The following is a 19270-nucleotide window of genomic DNA, read 5'->3' as shown; positions in this document are numbered from 1 at the left end:
TTTTTGGATAATAAAGGAAAGCGATGTCTTTTTCTAAATACTCTGTAATACCAGGATTTTGGCTCAGTTTAGGATATACGCTATCTTGGCTTTCCTTAATTGTACTAATTCCCTTGGCTGGACTTATTCTATATACCACTCATATTCACTGGCATCAATTAGTGACAACTTTGACAAATGGTCAGCTACTTAGTGCTTTGAAATTGTCATTATATACCTCTTTTTGTGCATCATTATGTGCTTCCATAATTGGCAGTTTTTTTGCATGGATGTTAACACGCCACAATTTCGTTGGTAAAAAAATCATAGACTCAATGATTGATCTTCCTTTGGCCTTACCCACTGCTATTGCGGGGATCGCCTTGACCACGCTTTATGCACCTAATGGGTTAATAGGATCGGTATTGCCCTTTAAAGTTGCGTATACTCCCCTTGGAATTATTATTGCCTTAGTTTTTGTCACTATTCCTTTTACCATCCGCACCCTTGAGCCCGTTATCAAAGACATCCCCGCTTCTGTTGAAGAAGCTGCCAAAACGTTGGGTGCAACACCATTGCAAAGTTTCTTGTATATTATTTTTCCAATGCTATTCCCAGCTTGGCTGACAGGATTTTCATTGGCCATGGCTCGCAGTCTGGGGGAATATGGATCAGTTGTTTTTATTGCCGCCAATATTCCTTATAAAACAGAAATTCTCCCCATTCTTATTGTTTCTAAATTAGATCAATTTGATTATGTCGGAGCCACGATTATAAGTGTGCTTATGCTTATTATTTCTTTTGGCATGCTTTTTATTTTCAATATTACACAGCGTTGGATTAAGCCCCATCGCCTAATCTGGTTTATTACCCATTTCTCTTTCCGTGATTTTACCAAGAAGAGATCATAATGATACCAACATCTTTTACACACAGATTTTTAAAAAGAATAAGTTTAATCACGACAACATGGGTTCTTTTTATTCTTATTTTCGTTGCCCCATTATCGATCATTTTGGTTCAGGGTTTGTCCAAAGGATTGATTTTTTTCTGGGATACGTGTTCAAATCCAATAGCAGTTTCTGCCCTGAAATTAACCTTATTAGCAACGTTGTTGTCCGTAATTTTGAACAGTATTTTTGGCGTTATGGCGGCATGGAGTGTAACGAAATATGATTTCATAGGAAAGAACTTACTTATTACCTTTATTGATTTACCCTTCTCAATCTCTCCAATTATTGTTGGTTTAATTTATACTCTACTTTATGGCTCTCAAAGTATTTTATATCCCTTCTTAACCAGTCACCATCTACAAATCATTTATGCTGTTCCTGGTATTGTTTTAGCAACCATTTTTGTTACATTTCCCTTTGTTGCACGCTCCCTAATCTCTTTGATGCAAGAACAAGGAAATCAAGAAGAAGAGGCTGCGCGTTTATTGGGGGCAAACGGTTGGCAAATCTTTTGGTATGTTACTTTTCCCAATATCCGTTGGGCATTATTACATGGCGTTGTTATGTGCACAGCCAGAGCAATGGGTGAATTTGGTGCCGTTTCGATTATTTCTGGACATATTGAAAAACTAACCAACACGTTGCCACTGCAAATTGAGATTTTATATAATGAATATAATTCTACAGCTGCATTTAGTATTTCTATCCTTCTTTTATTGATGGCAGTGATTATTTTATTCATAAGACAATGGTGTGAACGAAAAATGACGAATGTCAATCTCGAGATCAGGAAATAATTATGACTATTCGTATTCAAAATTTAAATAAATATTTTAATCACTTCCATGTCTTACAAAACATTAACCTAGACATACAAAAGGGGGAATTAATTGCTTTACTGGGCCCCTCTGGATGCGGAAAAACCAGTCTCCTTCGTATTATTGCAGGACTAGAACAACCCAGCAGTGGGAAAATCTTTTTTAATGACCAAGATATCAGCGATAAGACCATTCGAGACCGTCACATTGGATATGTTTTTCAGCATTTTGCCTTGTTTAAACATATGACTGTATTAGATAACATTTCTTTTGGATTACGTGTGAAACCAAAAAAAGAACGGTTATCCCCCCAAGCCATCAAGGAAAAAGCAACTTATCTGCTTGAAATGGTGCAGCTAGACAATTTAGCCAATCGTTATCCCGACGAATTATCGGGCGGGCAACGTCAGCGCGTAGCACTGGCCAGGGCACTGGCTACCGATCCCCATGTTTTATTACTTGATGAACCTTTTTCAGCTTTGGATACGAAAGTACGACGCGAATTAAGGCAATGGCTCTCTAAATTGCATCATGATATTCAACTGACCAGCATATTTGTTACCCACGACCAAGAAGAAGCCATGGAAATTGCCGACAGGGTGGTAATTATGAATAAAGGGAACATTGAACAAATCGGTTCCCCCAAAGAGATCCTGGACGGACCTGCAAACGACTTTGTTTATCACTTTCTTGGAGAATCCAATCATATCTCTATTGGTGAACGAAACTTTACGTTTAGACCACATGAAATTTTGGTCAGTATTCACGATCCTAAACAGGGATATTTCCAAGCAACAGCGATCGATATTCGCCCATTAGGTGCCATGACAAAAATTATTTTACAACCCCAAGAGACAGCCTATACAATTGAAGCACATATTCCCAACACAACGTTGAACCTTTATAAACTGGTTAAAGGGGATACTGTTTATTTCAAACCTATTATGGATTTCGAAATCTAGAAAATAATTTCTGAATTAATCAAATAAGATCCTTGATTGTAACGGTAAATATTATAAAAGTTGTTTGAAAATTACATTAGATCAAATATTATACAAATACCCTGGGTAATAAAGCCTTATCTTTTACCGAATAATCAAGATCCTATTTAAAATTATTTCACCACAAATTTCTATTTAGCATCATCAACTATGCTAAATGGCCATTTGATCTATAAAAGATCAAATTATAATCGTTCAAACCTTTAAAGATAATAATTCGCGTTTCACTTCATTGTTGATAGCTGTTATTTAAAACAAGCGTATTTTGCCTCTAGGTTAATTTTCCATCATATTTGAATGTTTATACTTCTTAGTTTTTCTTGGCTATTTACTTTATACCTATGGTGTAATTTTCCATTTATCTAGCATAATTCGTTTTCAGTTTCATCTATTGAACTTTGCTAAGATTTGTTTAAATAAATTTTACAAACCTACACTACAATAAAATACATAATAAAATGATATATAAATTATTATACTATTTTTATTGATTTATTATCATTAGTTCTTTATTTTGTACATAAACAAAATGTTTAAAATTTTTTATATTTCATGTATATCATGCACACGATACCTAGTAGATCTTCCTTCAAGGTTAAAAGATGGATTATTCTTTAATATCACTCGTTCCGTTCGTTAACAAACCTATTCAAAAGTGAAATTTCAATGACCCCAATCGAGCTTTATTCTAAGAATCCAAGTGATCAATATGATCGTAAACTCCTTGAAACACAGGAGATTCTGCGCCAAGCCGTGCAAAACTACAAACCTATTGTACAGGCCACCAGCCTTGGGGTCGAAGATATGCTGATCACCGACATAATTCGTCGTTTGAATCTGCCGATTACTGTAGCCATGTTGGATACAAAAAAATTACATAAAGAAACATTGGATTTAAAAGAAAAAGCAGAATCTTTTTATAACATAGAAATCAAAACTTATTATCCAGATCCAGAACAAGTCACTGAATATAACCAAAAACACGGTGAAGACGCAATATTTCGATCCGTTGAGTTGCGTAAGGAATGCTGCCATATTCGCAAGCTTGTTCCTCTAAAATCGCTTTTAAAAGGGCACGAAGCTTGGATTACTGGCCTACGAAAAGAACAATCAAACTTTAGAGCTAATTTGCAAGTTATTGAACAAGAAAACCCAAGCGATGCCACGCAGCCCAAGGTCAAAATAAATCCTTTATTAGATTGGACGATTGGGGATGTTTGGTATTATATCAAAGAAAATAACGTCCCTTATAACCAATTACACGATGAATTTTATGTCAGTATCGGATGTGAGCCTTGCACCCGTGCCATTGCTTTGGGTGAAGATTTCCGCGCAGGACGGTGGTGGTGGGAACAAGATGGCGCCAAGGAATGTGGGCTGCATGTGCATGAAGCATCACCTTTATCAAATAGACCTACAAAATAGTAAATGAATTACGTATTTGAATAATATTAAGGGAAATTTTATGACTTCTCATACACCAAACACCTATACCCCTCTGTCGGATTTAGAAGAGGAATCAATCTTTATCATGAGAGAAGTCGCAGGATCATTTGAACGCCCTGCCTTACTTTTTTCTGGGGGAAAGGACTCCTGCGTTATGTTGCGCCTTGCTGAAAAAGCGTTTGGGCAGGGCCAATTTCCATTTCCTTTGTTAATGATTGATACAGGACATAATTTTCCGGAAGTTATTGAATTTCGTGATCGTAGAGCCAAAGAACTAAATGCTAAATTAATTGTCCGCAGTGTCGAGGATTCCATGAAACGCGGGACCGTTCGACTGAGCCACCCCCTAGAAAGCCGTAATCCGCACCAATCTGTCACGTTGTTAGAGGCTATTGAAGAATTCCGCTTTGATGCCTTATTAGGTGGGGCAAGACGCGACGAAGAAAAAGCCCGTGCTAAAGAACGTATTTTCTCTCATCGTGATTCTTTTGGTCAATGGCAACCCAAGGCACAACGTCCAGAGTTATGGAATATTTTTAATACACGTATTTTGCCAGATGAGAATTTTCGCGTTTTCCCAATCTCAAACTGGACGGAATTCGATGTATGGAAATACATAGAACAAGAAGAAATCCCTTTACCAAACTTATATTATGCACATCAGCGTCAGATTATTCCACGCAAGGGACTGTTGGTGCCCGTTACAGAGGTCACCCCACCCGTTGAAGGCGAGACTGTTGAAACCCGTACCGTCCGTTTTCGTACTGTTGGCGATATGACCTGCACTTGTCCAATTGAAAGCACTGCTGCAAATGCCAGTGACATCGTCAAAGAAACTGCTGCTGTTACCATAAGCGAACGCGGCGCAACCCGTATGGATGATCAAACCTCTGAAGCATCTATGGAGAAACGTAAACTAGAAGGTTATTTCTAAGTTCACACTGTCACCATTTTAATCCGAGGAAACAAAACATGTCATCTTTACAAAATAAACACACCCTAAAATTTCTAACCGCTGGCAGTGTCGACGATGGGAAAAGTACCCTGATTGGGCGCTTGTTGTTGGACAGTAAAGCCATTCTTGCCGATCAGCTTTCTGGCATTCAGCATAAATTGTCAGATGATGAATCTTACGATTTAGCAAGACTGACCGATGGATTGCAGGCAGAACGCGAACAAGGTATTACCATCGATGTTGCTTATCGTTATTTTACGACACCAGACCGGAAATTCATTATTGCCGATGCTCCAGGACATGAACAATATACACGTAATATGGTAACAGCGGCCAGCAGCAGTGATGCAGCAGTTATTTTGGTTGATGTGACAAAATTAAATTGGGAGGCCGAAAACGTTGAATTGCTTCCACAAACACGCCGCCATACTTTATTAGCCAATTTATTAAAAGTACCTTCCATTCTTTTTGCAATTAATAAACTAGATGCAATTAAAGACCCAGACACGGCATTTATCAATGTTAAACGCGCGTTGGAAAAATTTAGTCAACAAGCCAATATTACGATTACAGATATTATCCCGATTTCAGCCCTAAAAGGGTTGAATATTATTACCCGCAATACTGACAAAAATGGCAATATTCTTTGCGAAAAAGTTTATCATGGTCCCAGTTTATTAGAAGCCTTAACAAAACTTCCTTCTCATACCGCCTCTAGCACGCAAGCTTTTCACTTTCCTGTTCAGTTTGTTCAAAAGTTACAGGATACTTATGATGGGTCATCTACCCAACATGGGCGTCGTATCTTTTGGGGCAGAATTGCTGCAGGATCTGTTAAAACTGGCGACGAACTGGTGGTCCAACCCTCTGGTGCCAAAGCAAAAGTAAGTAAGATCTTTGCCAATGCATTACAAGAAGAATTACAAACAGCATCGACAGGAACGTCTGTTGGACTAGTTCTTGATCAAGAAATTGATATTTCCCGTGGTGATTGGCTCATTACTCCCCCAGCGAATAATCAACATAAAGAAGCCAAGGCAACCTTGGCCTGGTTGGATGATGAGCCATTGATTGTTGGGCGTGCTTATTGGTTAAAACACGGACATCGTTGGATTAAAACCAAGGTAGCTGCTGTTAATTACCACCTAAATATACATACGTTGGAAACAGAACTTGCTGAAAATATAGAAAAAAATGGAATTGGTGAAGTGTCTTTGATTTTACAGCAACCCATTCCTATATTGCCTTATAATGATGCCAAAGACGTTGGTGCTGCAATCCTTGTCGATACTGCGACTAATCGCACTGCAGGGGCTGTTTTATTTAAATAATAAAAAAATCTTCCCTTGCATATCGAGGGAAGATTGAAAAAACTAAGTTTTTCTGTTGTTCAGATTACTTATGATGCAAAAGTAAATTTATTTAGGGCAAACAATTATACAAATCATAGCGTATGCATATCTGTGCTAATTACATTGAATTGAAAGCCCTTTTATTCTTTATATTTATACCTTCATCGCCGCTTTGATATTGCCACAAACGATCACTGAATTAATTTTTACATTTGCATTATATCGCTAGCAAAAAAATGGCTGCTATGTCGATGTAAGGACATTGACAATCTCATAAATATAAATTCTAATTATAATCAATGTATTATTGATAAAATGATTATATAATGCACCCACCTTTAATCCCGTCACTATGTCCTATATAAAAAATTTTATGTAAAAAGAGCTTTGTTGTGTTTAAAAATCACAATAAAAGAGAAAATATTTTTCAATAAAAATTTTCAATATTTATCAATTAATTCGCTATATTGTCCACTTGGCTGGGCATATAAAAAGGAACCTTTCCTTTACCTTTGACTGACATCCACGCCGAAGCAGCAACATCCCCACCAGACGGTAACCACTGATCAGAATTTTGGATCCAACTGATAATATCCTCTGCAACCACTTTACGATTTTGGTCGCGCAAAAGTAAATGATACCCACCAGGGACATAATCTTTACGCACTTGTTTTGGAAATTGTTTCCAAACCCGATACATCGCAGCAGCAGGGACCAATTGATCATTATCACCATATAATACCAAAGTCGGGACTTTGATTTGCGAACTGGCTTTGACAGCTTGATCCATTAATCGAACCAACCCGTACAAAGCGCCGATTTTTGTTTTATGCAAGGATAATGGATCAAAATATAATCGCATCAGGGATTCATTATTATCACTTGCCACGATTTTAACAGGCACTTTACGCCCACTCAGTCGCCAATTTGGCGCCACTAAATTCAAAAAACGCAAAGAAATATTCCCAACAACTCCAATTTGTTTGGATCCCCATACGGCAGGGGCTAATAAAATATATCCATTCACTTTGGGAGCATCCGCGCGCGCTGCCAGACACATTAACACAGCCCCGCCCATACTTTCCCCCATTAAATAAAGAGGCGTATTGGGGAAGCGTTGTTTTAAAATGGTGATTTCTTCTATAACATCATCAACCATACGACGATGTCCAGCCCATCCCCCCCTTAATGGTGCCTCTCCGAACCCGCGTTGATCAGGAGAATAAAGACTGATCCCCTGTGCAAGGAAATAAGAGGCAGAATCTTCCCATGCATCACGACTATCGTTAAATCCGTGTAATGCCAAAATAATTGCCTTTTGAGGGTAGGCTTGCCAAACACGTACTGGAATTTTTGCCCCATCAGACAAATTTAACCACTCACTAGCAGGAACAAACTGCTTAAATTTTGCATAAGGATCTGATGCCGACTGTCTGGGAATTTCAATAGTATTTTTTGTTTCCGCATAGGCGGTGTTATGATGACTATTAAAAAAACCACATCCCATTATAAAAGATAAACATGTGCGATAGAAATGTGTTAAAAAAGACTTATTGAAGATTTTCATGGGGCACTCAATACTGATAGTAACATCTTTGTTCAGTAATGACGGTTCTTTTGACAATAAACAAGGATATTTTTATGAAAACCGATCAAAATACAACTTCACCCAATCCTTCACAACGAGGTTATATTGAAACTGTCTATACGCTTTCAAAAACCGTCTCATGCGAAGGAAACACACAAAATGCGGCCCTTGGTCATCCACGTGTTTTTTTAAAACTTAAAAACGGCCAAGCAATCTGTCCTTATTGCTCTAAAACGTTTATCTTTAAAGATACTGCTGACAATTAATTAACATTTTATAGAAATTCATGTCCTCACACGCTTCTGAAGAAAAACATCTTATCTTGGTCGATGGATCGGGATTCATCTTTCGTGCTTTTCACGGTATTCCCCTAATGACGGATCCCTCTGGCACGCCTGTTAATGCTGTCTATGGATTTACGAATATGATGATGAAGCTTATTCGTGATCGTAAAGCTAGCCACATGGCCGTCATCTTTGATGCTGGTAGAAAAACATTCAGAAATGAAATTTATCCTGCTTATAAAGCACAAAGACCACCACCACCACCAGAACTTATTCCGCAGTTCGCTTTGGTTAAAGAGGCATCACGCCTGCTGGGTCTGCCCACCATTGAGCAAGAAGGATGGGAGGCAGATGACTTAATTGCCAGTTATGCCAAAGCAATGGTTCAAGCGGGTGGACAATGTACTATTATTTCTTCAGACAAGGATTTAATGCAGCTAATTAACGATCATGTTTGTATGCAAGATCCCATCAAAGAAAGATATATTCGTGCTGATGCTGTTTTTGAAAAATTTGGTGTTAAACCAAAGGATATGGTTTCTTTACAGGCGTTAATGGGAGACGCTGTTGATAATGTTCCTGGTGTTCCTGGAATTGGTCCTAAAACCGCAGCATCCTTAATAAACGAATATGGTAGTTTGGAGGGGGTATTGGCGGCAATCCCCACCATGAAGCCCTCAAAACGTCGTGAAAATCTGGAAAATCATCAAGAAGATGCGCGAATTTCTTATAAACTGGTTCAATTAAAAGATGATCTCCCCTTACCCACCCCTATTGACGAGCTGGGATGTTGTCATGGGGAATCAGAGCCCTTAATTGAATGGTTACAACAACGTGGGTTTCGCTCTATCTTAGCACGATATACCAAGGCCCAAATCTCAACGCCGTCTCAGACACCTACCGAACATAAATCAGAGCAGCCTGCTGATCATAGTGATATTTTGGGGTCAAATTATTTAAATTACGAAACCGTCACAACGTTATCACAATTACAACACTGGATTAATCAAGCCCAAGAAACCCATTATTGTGCTATTGATACCGAAACCAACAGTCTAGATGCGGTCCAAGCAACAATCACGGGTATTTCCATGGCCACTGCCCCTGGTACAGCGTGTTATATTCCCATTGCGCATCAGCAAGACGATGGTACTTTATGCCCTAATCAACTGCCCCTTAAAGATTTGATTGAAGCATTCAATCCGCTTTTTACAGATCCATCCGTTTTAAAAATCTTCCATAATGCAAAATACGATTTTTTGGTATTGCAACATAATGGATTTGCACTGCCTACGCCTTATGACGATACGATGATGATCTCTTACGTCCAGTCCTCAGGTAAGCATCGTCATAATATGGATGAGCTTTCTCAAATCCATTTAAATCATGACACGATTTCTTATGACAGCTTAACAGGCACAGGACGCAAACGGATCTCTTTTACACAAGTTGCCATCGATAAAGCTACCGAGTATGCTGCAGAAGATGCTGATGTAACCCTGCGGTTATGGCAAATCCTGCGCCCAGAATTACGATCTTTAAAAGTCCTAAGTCTATATGAACAAATCGAACGTCCATTAATCCAAATTTTAACCCAGATGGAACAAGATGGAATTCTTATCAATCCTGAACTATTGAAATCTTTGTCAGAAGAATTTAGCCAAAAAATGATGGTTCAAGAACAAGAAATCCAAGAAATGACAGGAAAAGAATTTAATTTGGCTTCTCCTAAACAGCTTGGTGAGATCTTGTTCGATGATATGGGCCTGCCTGGTGGCAAACGTATGAAAACAGGAGCATGGGGAACCGATTCCAAAGTTTTACAAGATCTTAGCGACAAAGGTCACGTAATTGCAGATAAAATTTTGGCATGGCGGCAATTGGCCAAATTAAAATCGACTTATACCGATGCATTAATTGATCGAATCAACCCACAAACCAACCGCGTTCACACCAGCTTTAATATGGTAGGAACGGTTACAGGGCGTTTATCATCTACCGATCCAAATCTACAAAATATTCCAATCCGCAGCGAAGAAGGTGGAAAAATACGAGAGGCCTTTATTGCAGCCCCAGGTCATGTATTGGTTTCTGCAGATTATTCACAAATTGAATTACGTTTATTAGCCCATGTCGCCGATATTCCCCAACTAAAAGAGTCGTTTATTCAAGCCGAAGATATTCACGCCAGAACAGCCTCTGAAGTCTTTAACATCCCCATTGAGGGGATGGCCCCATTAGTACGTAGGCAAGCAAAAGCCATTAATTTTGGGATCATTTATGGAATTAGTGCTTTTGGCTTGGGAAAGCAACTTGGTGTTTCTGCAGCAATGGCAAAAAAATATATTGATACTTATTTCGCTCGTTATCCAGAAATTAAGGCATATATGCAAAATACACAAGAAGAGGCCAAGGAAAAGGGCTATGTCCTGACCCCATTTGGTCGCAAATGCTGGATCCCAGGGATCCAAACTGCTAAGGGCCCCTTACGTGCCTATGCTGAACGTCAAGCCATTAACGCCCCTCTACAAGGTGGGGCAGCAGATATCATTAAACATGCAATGCTGGATATGAACAAAGCCATCAAAGACCATGGATTACACGCAAAAATGTTGGTCCAAGTACATGATGAATTGTTATTCGAAGTTAAAGAAGAAGAAGCACAAGAACTGGTTTCTTTAGCAAAAACAATTATGGAAAAAGCAGTTACTTTGTCCATTCCATTAGTGGTCGAAGCTGGTATTGGTAAAAACTGGTCAGAGGCCCATTAAAATAAAAACTATAACCATAAATAAACAGATTATATTTAATGAAAAAGTTATAATATGTACGATAATATTTTTTCTTATTAACCTATCTTACACCAACGCCAAATCATGTCAAAACGTGGTTGGAACTTATCGTATTATTCCTTTTGCCCAACCGCCAGGACTAAATAATTTATCTGCAACTTTCATCAGTCAAAAACCTTTTGGCAGTCCTATACTTTAAATTATTAAAATCCAAATGATACACAGAAACTGCAGCTCATTTATGAAGATATACTGGTCCTAGCACCTGGGAAACATGTCTCTAATATATCCATTAATTCTGTTACAAAACAAAATACCACCTATATAGACATGCTTTTCAATGCTCATATATCCAATTGCTCTTTGCAACTTGAAAGAGATGTTCATATCATTCAGGTTGACCTCAACCCTCTTAGCAAAAAACATCTTAACCAAGGGATGGAAAATCTTCGTAAGCTATGGGAAAGATTTACCTATACTGATCAATCCACGCCAATGTCAGATAAACCCGTTCAACAATATAAGCTGGACATCAAATCCCTCAGCAAGATAAAATGTTTTTTAACATTTCATTTCTTTATGGTAGGAAGAACAACAGAAGCTATTTTCATTGTTCTACTAGAACAACTATCAGATACAACGCAATTGACTGCACACCGCCATTCTTTAACCGAGATTAAGTAAGCTATAATGACTGAAAAAAAGAAACTTCCCTTATGGATATTTTTTGTTATTGCCCTAATTATTGCTCTGGCTGGTGGGTATGCTGCCATTCATTATACCGTAAAATCTACCCAAGTTGCACCACAACAAAGCAACACAATTGGAGGTAGCTTTCAACTACTCAGCCCTTCTGGGAATGTCGTTAATGATGGTATTTTCAGGGGAAAATGGATGTTAATGTATTTTGGTGCATCCCGCTGTCTGCATAACGAATGCAGCAAGAACCTAATTAAAATGGGAAAAGTTATAGAATTACTGGGAAATAAAGCTTCTAAACTTTCCCCTATCTTTATTTCATTTGATATTCAATATGACACGCCCAGCCGCCTGATGCTGTATATGAAGCCTTTCAATCATAAAATCCTAGCTTTAACAGGTGGGGAATTAGCCATCAGAGATATCTCTATCTTGTATCATATTCCACTTAACAAAATAAAAGCAGGCGAAAAAACGGAATTGATAGTTCCATATAACCAGTTCATCGTTATGGATCCTCAAGGCATATATAATAGTTCGATTCCTACTGAAGATTCGGCAGAACAAATTGCCCAAAAACTTGACAAAATTATATAATAACTATTCAAGAACAGATTTAACTTATGATCTGTTCTCTAATTTTTATGTAATGTAAACGTAACAGGAATCACCGTTTTAATTATGGGTTGATCAGACGCTGCCTCGCACTTGACCGCTTTAACGGCTTGGACAGCGGCTTGATCTAAATCAGCGTATCCACTGCTTTCAACAATTGAAATCTGGTCAATTGCACCTGTTGGTAATACATGTACCCCTATTTGTGCTATTCCTTGTTCATGTCGTCTGCGCGCAGCAACGGGATATTGTTGAATTGGACTGCTACATCGTTGTTTAAAAGATAAAGGTTTTATGCTTTGTGTTGTAGCTGAGTGGTTCTTAGATGGTTCTTGACCCTTTCCTGTTGCATCTGCGTAAGAGGAATGATGCTCTGAATCCTTTTGTTGCTTTGAAGAAACAGTTGGCTTCTGAGCTTTTAAGACCACTTTATTGGAAACAACTGTTTTGGGTAATGGTATTAAAGCCAAACGATCAGTTTGTGGCAAAGACTCTGATGTGATTGGTAAGGATACAGATACTTCATTATCATCGATATCTGATAAAGCTGAAATATCATCAGGGACGGTTCGTGCTTCCTCTTCTTGATACTCTATTTGTATTTCAGAGATTGAAGGAACCGTATGTTGAGGAATAGTCATGCAGAAAACAGCAGCAATTAATCCAATAACATGCACCAACACAGCAAAAGTAAAACCACCCCCCAAATAGGAATACTGACCACCAACAGCCGTCAACATTCGTTTTGGAATATTTTGCGCAATGTTTAATTCATCCACTGAAGGTAAAACAGGATCTTGTTTCATAGTGCTTTTCTATATCGTATCGTGACATATTATGCCGATAATTGGTTTGACGTACCCGCCACATCTTAAGAACAACGCAGTAACATAAGCAAAAGATATTTGACAATTCGTCTTTTTTTTACCAAAGAAGGTAAAGCAATTGCACGAAAAGAAAAGACCATAATGCCCTTCTCCCTTAAACAGTTTTTGTTAACAGGAAACCATTTAAAAATATATTTTTTAAATAGCAGGTTAATTGTTCTTTTTTTATTTATTGTACAATTGTTGCTGGCCCCACTGACATTTACTAATTTATGGCATTGTCCAATGATGGTGGATAATAATCATCAAACGATGTCAGAACATGCAATGTCTGCTATGGATATGCATAAGATGAAAGGGGAACACCAAAAAAATATGACCCATTCTGGTCATGGAATTTTCATTTGCCCCTTATGCAACAGCTTTGCTCTACCCAGCCCTTTATTAAACCATACACCCGTACTGCCATCGCTGAGTGTAGTTACGGTTATTTATCGATACAAAGGATATTTAGCACAGGCCCCGCCTGTTTTACCCGTTAAAATCCATTATTCCCGAGCCCCTCCTCTCCTATGATTCTGATGATAGTATGCCAATAAAATGGCATGCATCTATACGCACATTTTGCATTCCTATTTTATATCAGAGTCAAGTCATGCCTTTTTTCCAACGTTCGAGCTATAGATTCTCGCTCCTACTCTCAATTTTTGTTGTACATCCTCCTGCCTTGGCACAAGGCCCATCAGACCATTCCACAACAGTTAACACACAAAACCGTACTATTATTCCTGCTATCAATATTGATGCTGATGATAGTCTCGAAGATTTTTCTGAGAACCCTCCTGGTGGGACCATATTAAAGCAAGATCAACTTAAAAATATCGTTAATAACAGTCCTGATACTGCTAATTTATTAAAAAACCAATTAGGGGTCAGTTTATATGGTGCAGGACGCATTTCATCCTTGCCTGCGTTAAATGGTATGGCAGATGATCGTGTAGCAGCCAATATTGATGGCGTGCGTATCACCGCTGATTGTCCAAATCATATGAACCCTGCACTATCTTATCTTGACCCCCATGATGTTGCCGTCGCTAAGATAGTGGCCGGTATCACGCCCGTCAGCATGGGAGGGGACAGTTTAGGGGGGACTATTGATATCGAACGACAATCCCCAGTATTTGCAAAAAAGAAAAACAAAATCCTAGTCGCAGGTCAAGTTTCAGGATTTTTTCATAGTAACGGAAAAGGATTGGGATCATCTGGAAATGTTACTGTTGCCAACGATCACCTCAGTATCCGTTATAATGGTTCATGGTCGCAATCGCGAAATTACCATGCTGGGGCTGGTGGGGGGAAAGTGCATTCCACCCAATATAAAATGTTCAGCCACGATGTCACTTTGGCTTATAAAAAGGATAACCACTTGTTATCCTTAACCATGGGGCAAACTGATACCCCTTACGAGGCATTTCCCAACCAATATATGGATATGACCAAAAATCAATCCATTTTTATTAACGGAAAATACCAAGGGGATTTTGATTGGGGAACCCTTGAAGCCCGTGGATATTGGCAACGGGTGACCCACGTTATGAATATGCTTGGCGACAAAGGTGGACATACCCAAACAACGGGTATGCCCATGAATTTAGTCAGTCGTTTGGCGGGATATTCGATTAAAGCCAATATATTTTTAAACGATACTAATACTCTACGCGTTGGCAATAGCTTTGATCATTCAGGACTAAATGATTGGTGGCCCCCCTTGCAAGGCAGTATGATGATGGGCCCATATACCTATCACAATATTAACAATGGGCACCGTAATCGTTTAGGCACCTTTGCAGAATGGGAATCCCAATGGACCCCTAAATTCACAACATTATTAGGGGTTAGAAACGATGTTGTTATGATGAATACAGGTGAAATATCAGGATATAAGGGCCTAAGCGGCATGAATGCTGCAGAAAGGTTGGCCATGAATCAGTTTAATGCTGCCAACCGTGGGAAAACCGATGTTAATTTTGATGTCACTGCTTTGGCAAAATGGCAAGCCAACCATTACATCACTTGGGAAGGAGGATATGCCCGTAAAACCCGATCACCCAATATGTATGAACGTTACAGTTGGGGAACAACCCCCATGGCCATGAAAATGTTGGGATGGTTTGGGGATGGAAACGGATATGTTGGCAATATCAACCTAAAACCAGAGGTTGGTAATACAATCAGCACAACGCTAACCGTTCATGATCCAAAGCAAGAAATATGGGAGGTTAAAATTCAACCTTTTTATACCTACATCCATCACTATATCAACGTTAACTACTTGGGCAAAATTGCTGGCCGCGGTGCACTGAAAACAGTTTCCGCACTACAATTTGCTAATCACAATGCACAGATTTATGGAGTTAATTCTTCTGGTTCGTATAAATTATGGGACAATAAAAACTATGGCAAAGGATTGATCCAAGGTAATTTGAACTGGGTCAAAGGGACTGACCTAACCAACCATAATAATTTATACCACATGATGCCTGTTAATGGGACTTTAAGCCTCAATGAAACCGTTGGACCATGGACAGGACGGGTAGAGGTCAATTTCGTTAATACAAAGAGCTTAATTGATCCTTTGCGTCGTGAGCCCAAGACCCCTGGATATATTTTGCTTAATCTAGGGGGCAGTTACAGCTGGAATATGTTCCGTGTTGATGCTGGTATTGATAATGTTATGAACAAAAAATATTATTTACCCCTTGGAGGCATGTCCTTGGGGGATTTGATTGCTACCAACACAGTAAGGGCTGTTCCTGGCATTGGACGTTCTTTCAATGTTTCCCTAACCGCCAGCTTTTAATGGCATCTGTTGTAATGCATGCCATACTGTATGCATTGCATCATCAAAGGAATGATTCATTTCAACCGTAATACAAGGTTCATCCCGACCTGGGGGTTCCAAGGTATCCAACTGACTGGTCAGCAGACTGGACGGCATGAAATGACCTGTGCGATCTTGCAAACGTTGACGTAAAATCTCTTTGGATGTTTTTAGATATATAAAATATAAGGCAGACTGAATATCATCTATTAAGATTTTTCTGTACTGTTTTTTCAAGGCAGAGCATGTCAAAATTCCACAGCCGTTATGATGTTGCTCGCAATTTTGCAGCCATGCATGGCATTTCGCTAACCACGGGTAACGATCTTCATCCGTTAAAGGAATACCCTTAGACATTTTTTTAATATTCTCTGAGGGATGTAATGCATCCCCCTCTTGGAATGGCCACCCCAATTTTTGCTTTAATGCTGTGGCCATTGTCGTTTTCCCACATCCAGAAACCCCCATAACCACCAATAAACAAGGTTGAATAGTCGCATTGTTCTTTACTGGGAAAACCATTTTAATAACCTTTATTTTCTTAAATGTTGAATACCATTTTGACCTGCAATAAGAACTTCATCCGTACAATCAATAAATAAACCGTTTTCCATAACCCCAACAATATCATTAATTGACTGACCTAATTTTACAGGATCATTGACCAGACCAAAATTACAATCCAAAATCATATTCCCACCGTCTGTAATAAAGAAATCTTCACAATCCTCTTTAAAACGAACACTAACCTTTTTGTAGCGGATACTGATTTCAGCACCGATTTTTTCCAAATGCTTGGCGGTTGCTTCCCATCCAAATGTTGATACCTCTACGGGGACTGGGGTATGATCCCCAAGGTTATCAACCATTTTGCGTTCATCAACGACGACCACAAACCGTTTAGCAGCATAACGTACAATTTTTTCACGTAATAACGCCCCGCCTAACCCCTTAATTAAATGAAAACCTTGGCGCGTAACTTCATCCGCCCCATCAATATCCAGATCTAGCTCTGGGCATTTGCCAAGCGTACTCAATTCTATTCCAAAAGATTGTGCTAGACGGGCGGTTTCTTCAGATGTTGGTACACCTATAAATCGTAATCCTTCTTCTTGCCACCGTCTTCCCAAGGCACGAACTACACAAGCCGAAGTACTACCGCTGCCCAATCCAACCTTCATTCCAGAAGTTACCAAAGATGCCCCGACCTCACCCACTTTTTCTTTGTAAACGTCGATTTGATTTTGATCTAAACTCATCAATATTTCTTTCAATCCAGCAAGATTTTAATTTTCCCATCACGGATCGTAATGAGATTTTTATCTTTATTCACCGCCCGCAGCTTTGTCTAAAACCCAATGTAATTCACCTTCTGTTTTAATCGCAGCAGAAGGATAAGGTTTATCCCCATCTCGAACTTCACGGATGATTTGTGTTTTGCTTTCTCCACTAACTACAAAAATAACAAAACGACTGGACTCTATTGCAGGATAGGTCAACGTTAATCTGGTATGTGGTGCATCAGAAGGCACACTCCATGATACCCATTTTTGTTTTTCTTGTAAGACTGGGGTTCCAGGGAACAAAGAAGCTGTATGACCATCAGCACCCAAGCCCAATAAAACAATATCAAACAAAGGCTTGCCTTTTTGTAGCTCGCTAGAACCATATTCCGCCTGTAACTCGGCCTGATAAAGTGCAGCTGCTTTTTCAGCATCTTCTAACACGGGCATTGGATGAACATTACGAAATGGAATATCTACATGGTTAAGCAATGCTTCTTTTACCATATGAAAGTTACTGGCTTCATCGGTATGGGGAACTAAGCGTTCGTCGCCAAAGAACAAATGAACACGATGCCATGGAATACGGTTGGCGTATTCTTCACTGCCCAATAATTCATATAAACGTTTTGGGGTTGATCCCCCAGACAATGCTATTCTTAAAGGGCCCTCTTTTTTCTCTTCGGCGTGATGTAAAATAGAACTGGCCAAATAATCTGCCTGGGCATTGGCATCAGATACAACCAAAACATATCCAGTTTTTGCAGTATGTCCCTTTTCACCGGTATTTTCTACTTTATCATTCATCGCTAATCCTTTTAAAATTAAGTTTATTTTTAAAAAATAATTGTTTAATTAATCATACTTTAAAATTTATTTTATCACATTAACTGTTTTAAGCTCTGGGTAAAATATATTTTTCAACAGCTTCGGCCCAGCCATTCTCTTCGTTTGTTTTGGTCTGAAAATGTGCATGTTGACAAACCCGCGATGAAGATTGTCCCATCGCAATAGATAATCCTGCAATTTCCAGCATCGGAATATCATTATCCATATCCCCAATACAGGCAACTTCGGAGATATCAATCCCATATTGTCGCCCCAACTCAATAGCAGCAAATCCCTTATTTGCTTTGGGGTGTGTAATATCCAAATAATGATCCGAAGACCTTAATGCTTTTACACGGCCCTCATATTTTTCATTAATCTTTTCTGCCATAGCATCCAACAAAACAGTATTTGTCGTGACCCCTTCGATTTTAACGATACGATTTTTATATTGATCAATACGATCTATCACATCAGGTTTTGATCCAACGACATCCATTTCATGAGCAATAAATTGATCATGTATATTAAATACAGACCAGTCAAATCCACCAAAAAGCCATGCATTCACATCATTTTGTTGTAATAGGTCACAAACCTCGCTGGCATCTTGAAAATCCATAGCCATACTGGATAAAATCGTGCCGTTGTTCCCAATAACCTCTCCACCGTTTAATGCTGCAAATGGGGTAATTATGCCAAGCTCTTTAAAGAACATCTGTATCCCTTGGGGTGGACGACTGCTAACTAGACACAAATGAATACCAGCATCTTTTAATTTTTTAACAGCAGCCAAAGTTTCCTGCGTTAATTTTTTATTATTAGGAATTAAAGTCCCATCAATATCTGAAACCAACAGCCTAATTTTCTTTGCCGCTTCTTTATTTTTCTTTGCTTCGCCTAAACAAGAATGATTCAAATCTACCTCCTGAATATAATTTACAATCCTTGACATAATCTATCACGAAA

General features: G+C 38.9%; 18 protein-coding genes. 12 read left to right on the top strand and 6 right to left on the bottom strand.

Features of this window, described 5'->3' with window-relative positions:
- Positions 1–23 precede the first annotated feature (23 nt).
- From cysT to QJV27_RS08525, 6 genes are all read left to right on the top strand, one after another.
- Entirely contained in the window at positions 24–890 is an 867-nt protein-coding gene (cysT, locus tag QJV27_RS08550; protein ID WP_281448514.1) for a sulfate ABC transporter permease subunit CysT, read from the top strand.
- Positions 890–1729, top strand: a complete 840-nt coding sequence (cysW, locus tag QJV27_RS08545; RefSeq protein ID WP_281448513.1) for a sulfate ABC transporter permease subunit CysW — start codon at positions 890–892, stop codon at positions 1727–1729. Before cysT ends, cysW begins: the two co-directional genes overlap by 1 nt.
- A 2-nt stretch (positions 1730–1731) precedes the next feature.
- Positions 1732–2712, top strand: a complete 981-nt coding sequence (locus QJV27_RS08540) for a sulfate/molybdate ABC transporter ATP-binding protein (protein WP_281448512.1) — start codon at positions 1732–1734, stop codon at positions 2710–2712.
- 705 nt (positions 2713–3417) lie between these two features.
- Complete coding sequence (locus tag QJV27_RS08535; protein ID WP_281448511.1) at positions 3418–4176, top strand: phosphoadenylyl-sulfate reductase; 759 nt, start codon at positions 3418–3420, stop codon at positions 4174–4176.
- 40 nt (positions 4177–4216) lie between these two features.
- Positions 4217–5131 carry a sulfate adenylyltransferase subunit CysD gene (gene cysD / locus QJV27_RS08530; protein WP_281448510.1) on the top strand — a complete coding sequence of 305 codons (915 nt, stop codon included), beginning with the start codon at positions 4217–4219 and terminating at the stop codon, positions 5129–5131.
- A 38-nt stretch (positions 5132–5169) separates the two neighbouring features.
- Positions 5170–6483, top strand: a complete 1314-nt coding sequence (locus QJV27_RS08525) for a sulfate adenylyltransferase subunit 1 (RefSeq protein ID WP_281448509.1) — start codon at positions 5170–5172, stop codon at positions 6481–6483.
- Positions 6484–6958: 475 nt separating this feature from the next.
- Here QJV27_RS08525 and QJV27_RS08520 read toward each other — a convergent pair whose 3' ends face one another.
- Positions 6959–8071 carry an alpha/beta fold hydrolase gene (locus QJV27_RS08520; protein WP_281448508.1) on the bottom strand — a complete coding sequence of 371 codons (1113 nt, stop codon included), beginning with the start codon at positions 8069–8071 and terminating at the stop codon, positions 6959–6961.
- 74 nt (positions 8072–8145) lie between these two features.
- Here QJV27_RS08520 and QJV27_RS08515 point away from each other — a divergent pair, with 74 nt between their 5' ends.
- The 4 genes from QJV27_RS08515 to QJV27_RS08500 all read left to right on the top strand — a co-directional run bounded on the left by QJV27_RS08515 (position 8146) and on the right by QJV27_RS08500 (position 12464).
- On the top strand, positions 8146–8358 hold the full coding sequence (locus tag QJV27_RS08515) for a zinc-finger domain-containing protein (RefSeq protein WP_281448507.1): 213 nt from the start codon (positions 8146–8148) through the stop codon (positions 8356–8358).
- 20 nt (positions 8359–8378) lie between these two features.
- Positions 8379–11147 (top strand): DNA polymerase I, encoded by a 2769-nt coding sequence (gene polA / locus QJV27_RS08510; protein ID WP_281448506.1) that lies wholly within the window; start codon positions 8379–8381, stop codon positions 11145–11147.
- A gap of 351 nt (positions 11148–11498) precedes the next feature.
- Positions 11499–11852, top strand: coding sequence for a hypothetical protein (locus QJV27_RS08505; protein WP_281448505.1), 354 nt, complete (start codon positions 11499–11501; stop codon positions 11850–11852).
- 6 nt (positions 11853–11858) lie between these two features.
- Positions 11859–12464, top strand: a complete 606-nt coding sequence (locus QJV27_RS08500; protein ID WP_281448504.1) for an SCO family protein — start codon at positions 11859–11861, stop codon at positions 12462–12464.
- A gap of 38 nt (positions 12465–12502) precedes the next feature.
- Here QJV27_RS08500 and QJV27_RS08495 read toward each other — a convergent pair whose 3' ends face one another.
- Positions 12503–13288, bottom strand: coding sequence for an energy transducer TonB (locus QJV27_RS08495; RefSeq protein ID WP_281448503.1), 786 nt, complete (start codon positions 13286–13288; stop codon positions 12503–12505).
- Positions 13289–13387: 99 nt separating this feature from the next.
- Here QJV27_RS08495 and QJV27_RS08490 point away from each other — a divergent pair, with 99 nt between their 5' ends.
- Positions 13388–13885: a DUF2946 family protein gene (locus QJV27_RS08490; RefSeq protein WP_281448502.1), complete on the top strand. Its 498-nt coding sequence runs from the start codon at positions 13388–13390 to the stop codon at positions 13883–13885.
- A 79-nt stretch (positions 13886–13964) separates the two neighbouring features.
- Positions 13965–16169 (top strand): TonB-dependent receptor, encoded by a 2205-nt coding sequence (locus QJV27_RS08485; protein WP_281448501.1) that lies wholly within the window; start codon positions 13965–13967, stop codon positions 16167–16169.
- Here QJV27_RS08485 and QJV27_RS08480 read toward each other — a convergent pair.
- From QJV27_RS08480 to QJV27_RS08465, 4 genes are all read right to left on the bottom strand, one after another.
- A complete protein-coding gene (locus QJV27_RS08480; protein WP_281448500.1) occupies positions 16152–16712 on the bottom strand; it encodes a gluconokinase in 561 nt (186 codons plus the stop codon). The two genes, QJV27_RS08485 and QJV27_RS08480, sit on opposite strands and share 18 nt — an antisense overlap.
- A gap of 11 nt (positions 16713–16723) precedes the next feature.
- The gene (gene rpiA / locus QJV27_RS08475; protein ID WP_281448499.1) at positions 16724–17449 is read right to left on the bottom strand and encodes a ribose-5-phosphate isomerase RpiA; all 726 of its coding nucleotides are present in this window, start codon (positions 17447–17449) and stop codon (positions 16724–16726) included.
- 66 nt (positions 17450–17515) lie between these two features.
- Positions 17516–18280, bottom strand: a complete 765-nt coding sequence (gene pgl / locus QJV27_RS08470; protein ID WP_281448498.1) for a 6-phosphogluconolactonase — start codon at positions 18278–18280, stop codon at positions 17516–17518.
- A gap of 88 nt (positions 18281–18368) precedes the next feature.
- Positions 18369–19220, bottom strand: a complete 852-nt coding sequence (locus tag QJV27_RS08465; protein ID WP_281448497.1) for a Cof-type HAD-IIB family hydrolase — start codon at positions 19218–19220, stop codon at positions 18369–18371.
- Between the last annotated feature and the right edge of the window lie 50 nt (positions 19221–19270).

Origin of the sequence: Commensalibacter oyaizuii (assembly GCF_029953265.1) — a bacterium.
Taxonomy (GTDB): domain Bacteria; phylum Pseudomonadota; class Alphaproteobacteria; order Acetobacterales; family Acetobacteraceae; genus Commensalibacter; species Commensalibacter oyaizuii.
Note: the sequence above shows the minus strand (reverse complement) of the source record. Positions and strands in the feature narration are given on the sequence as shown.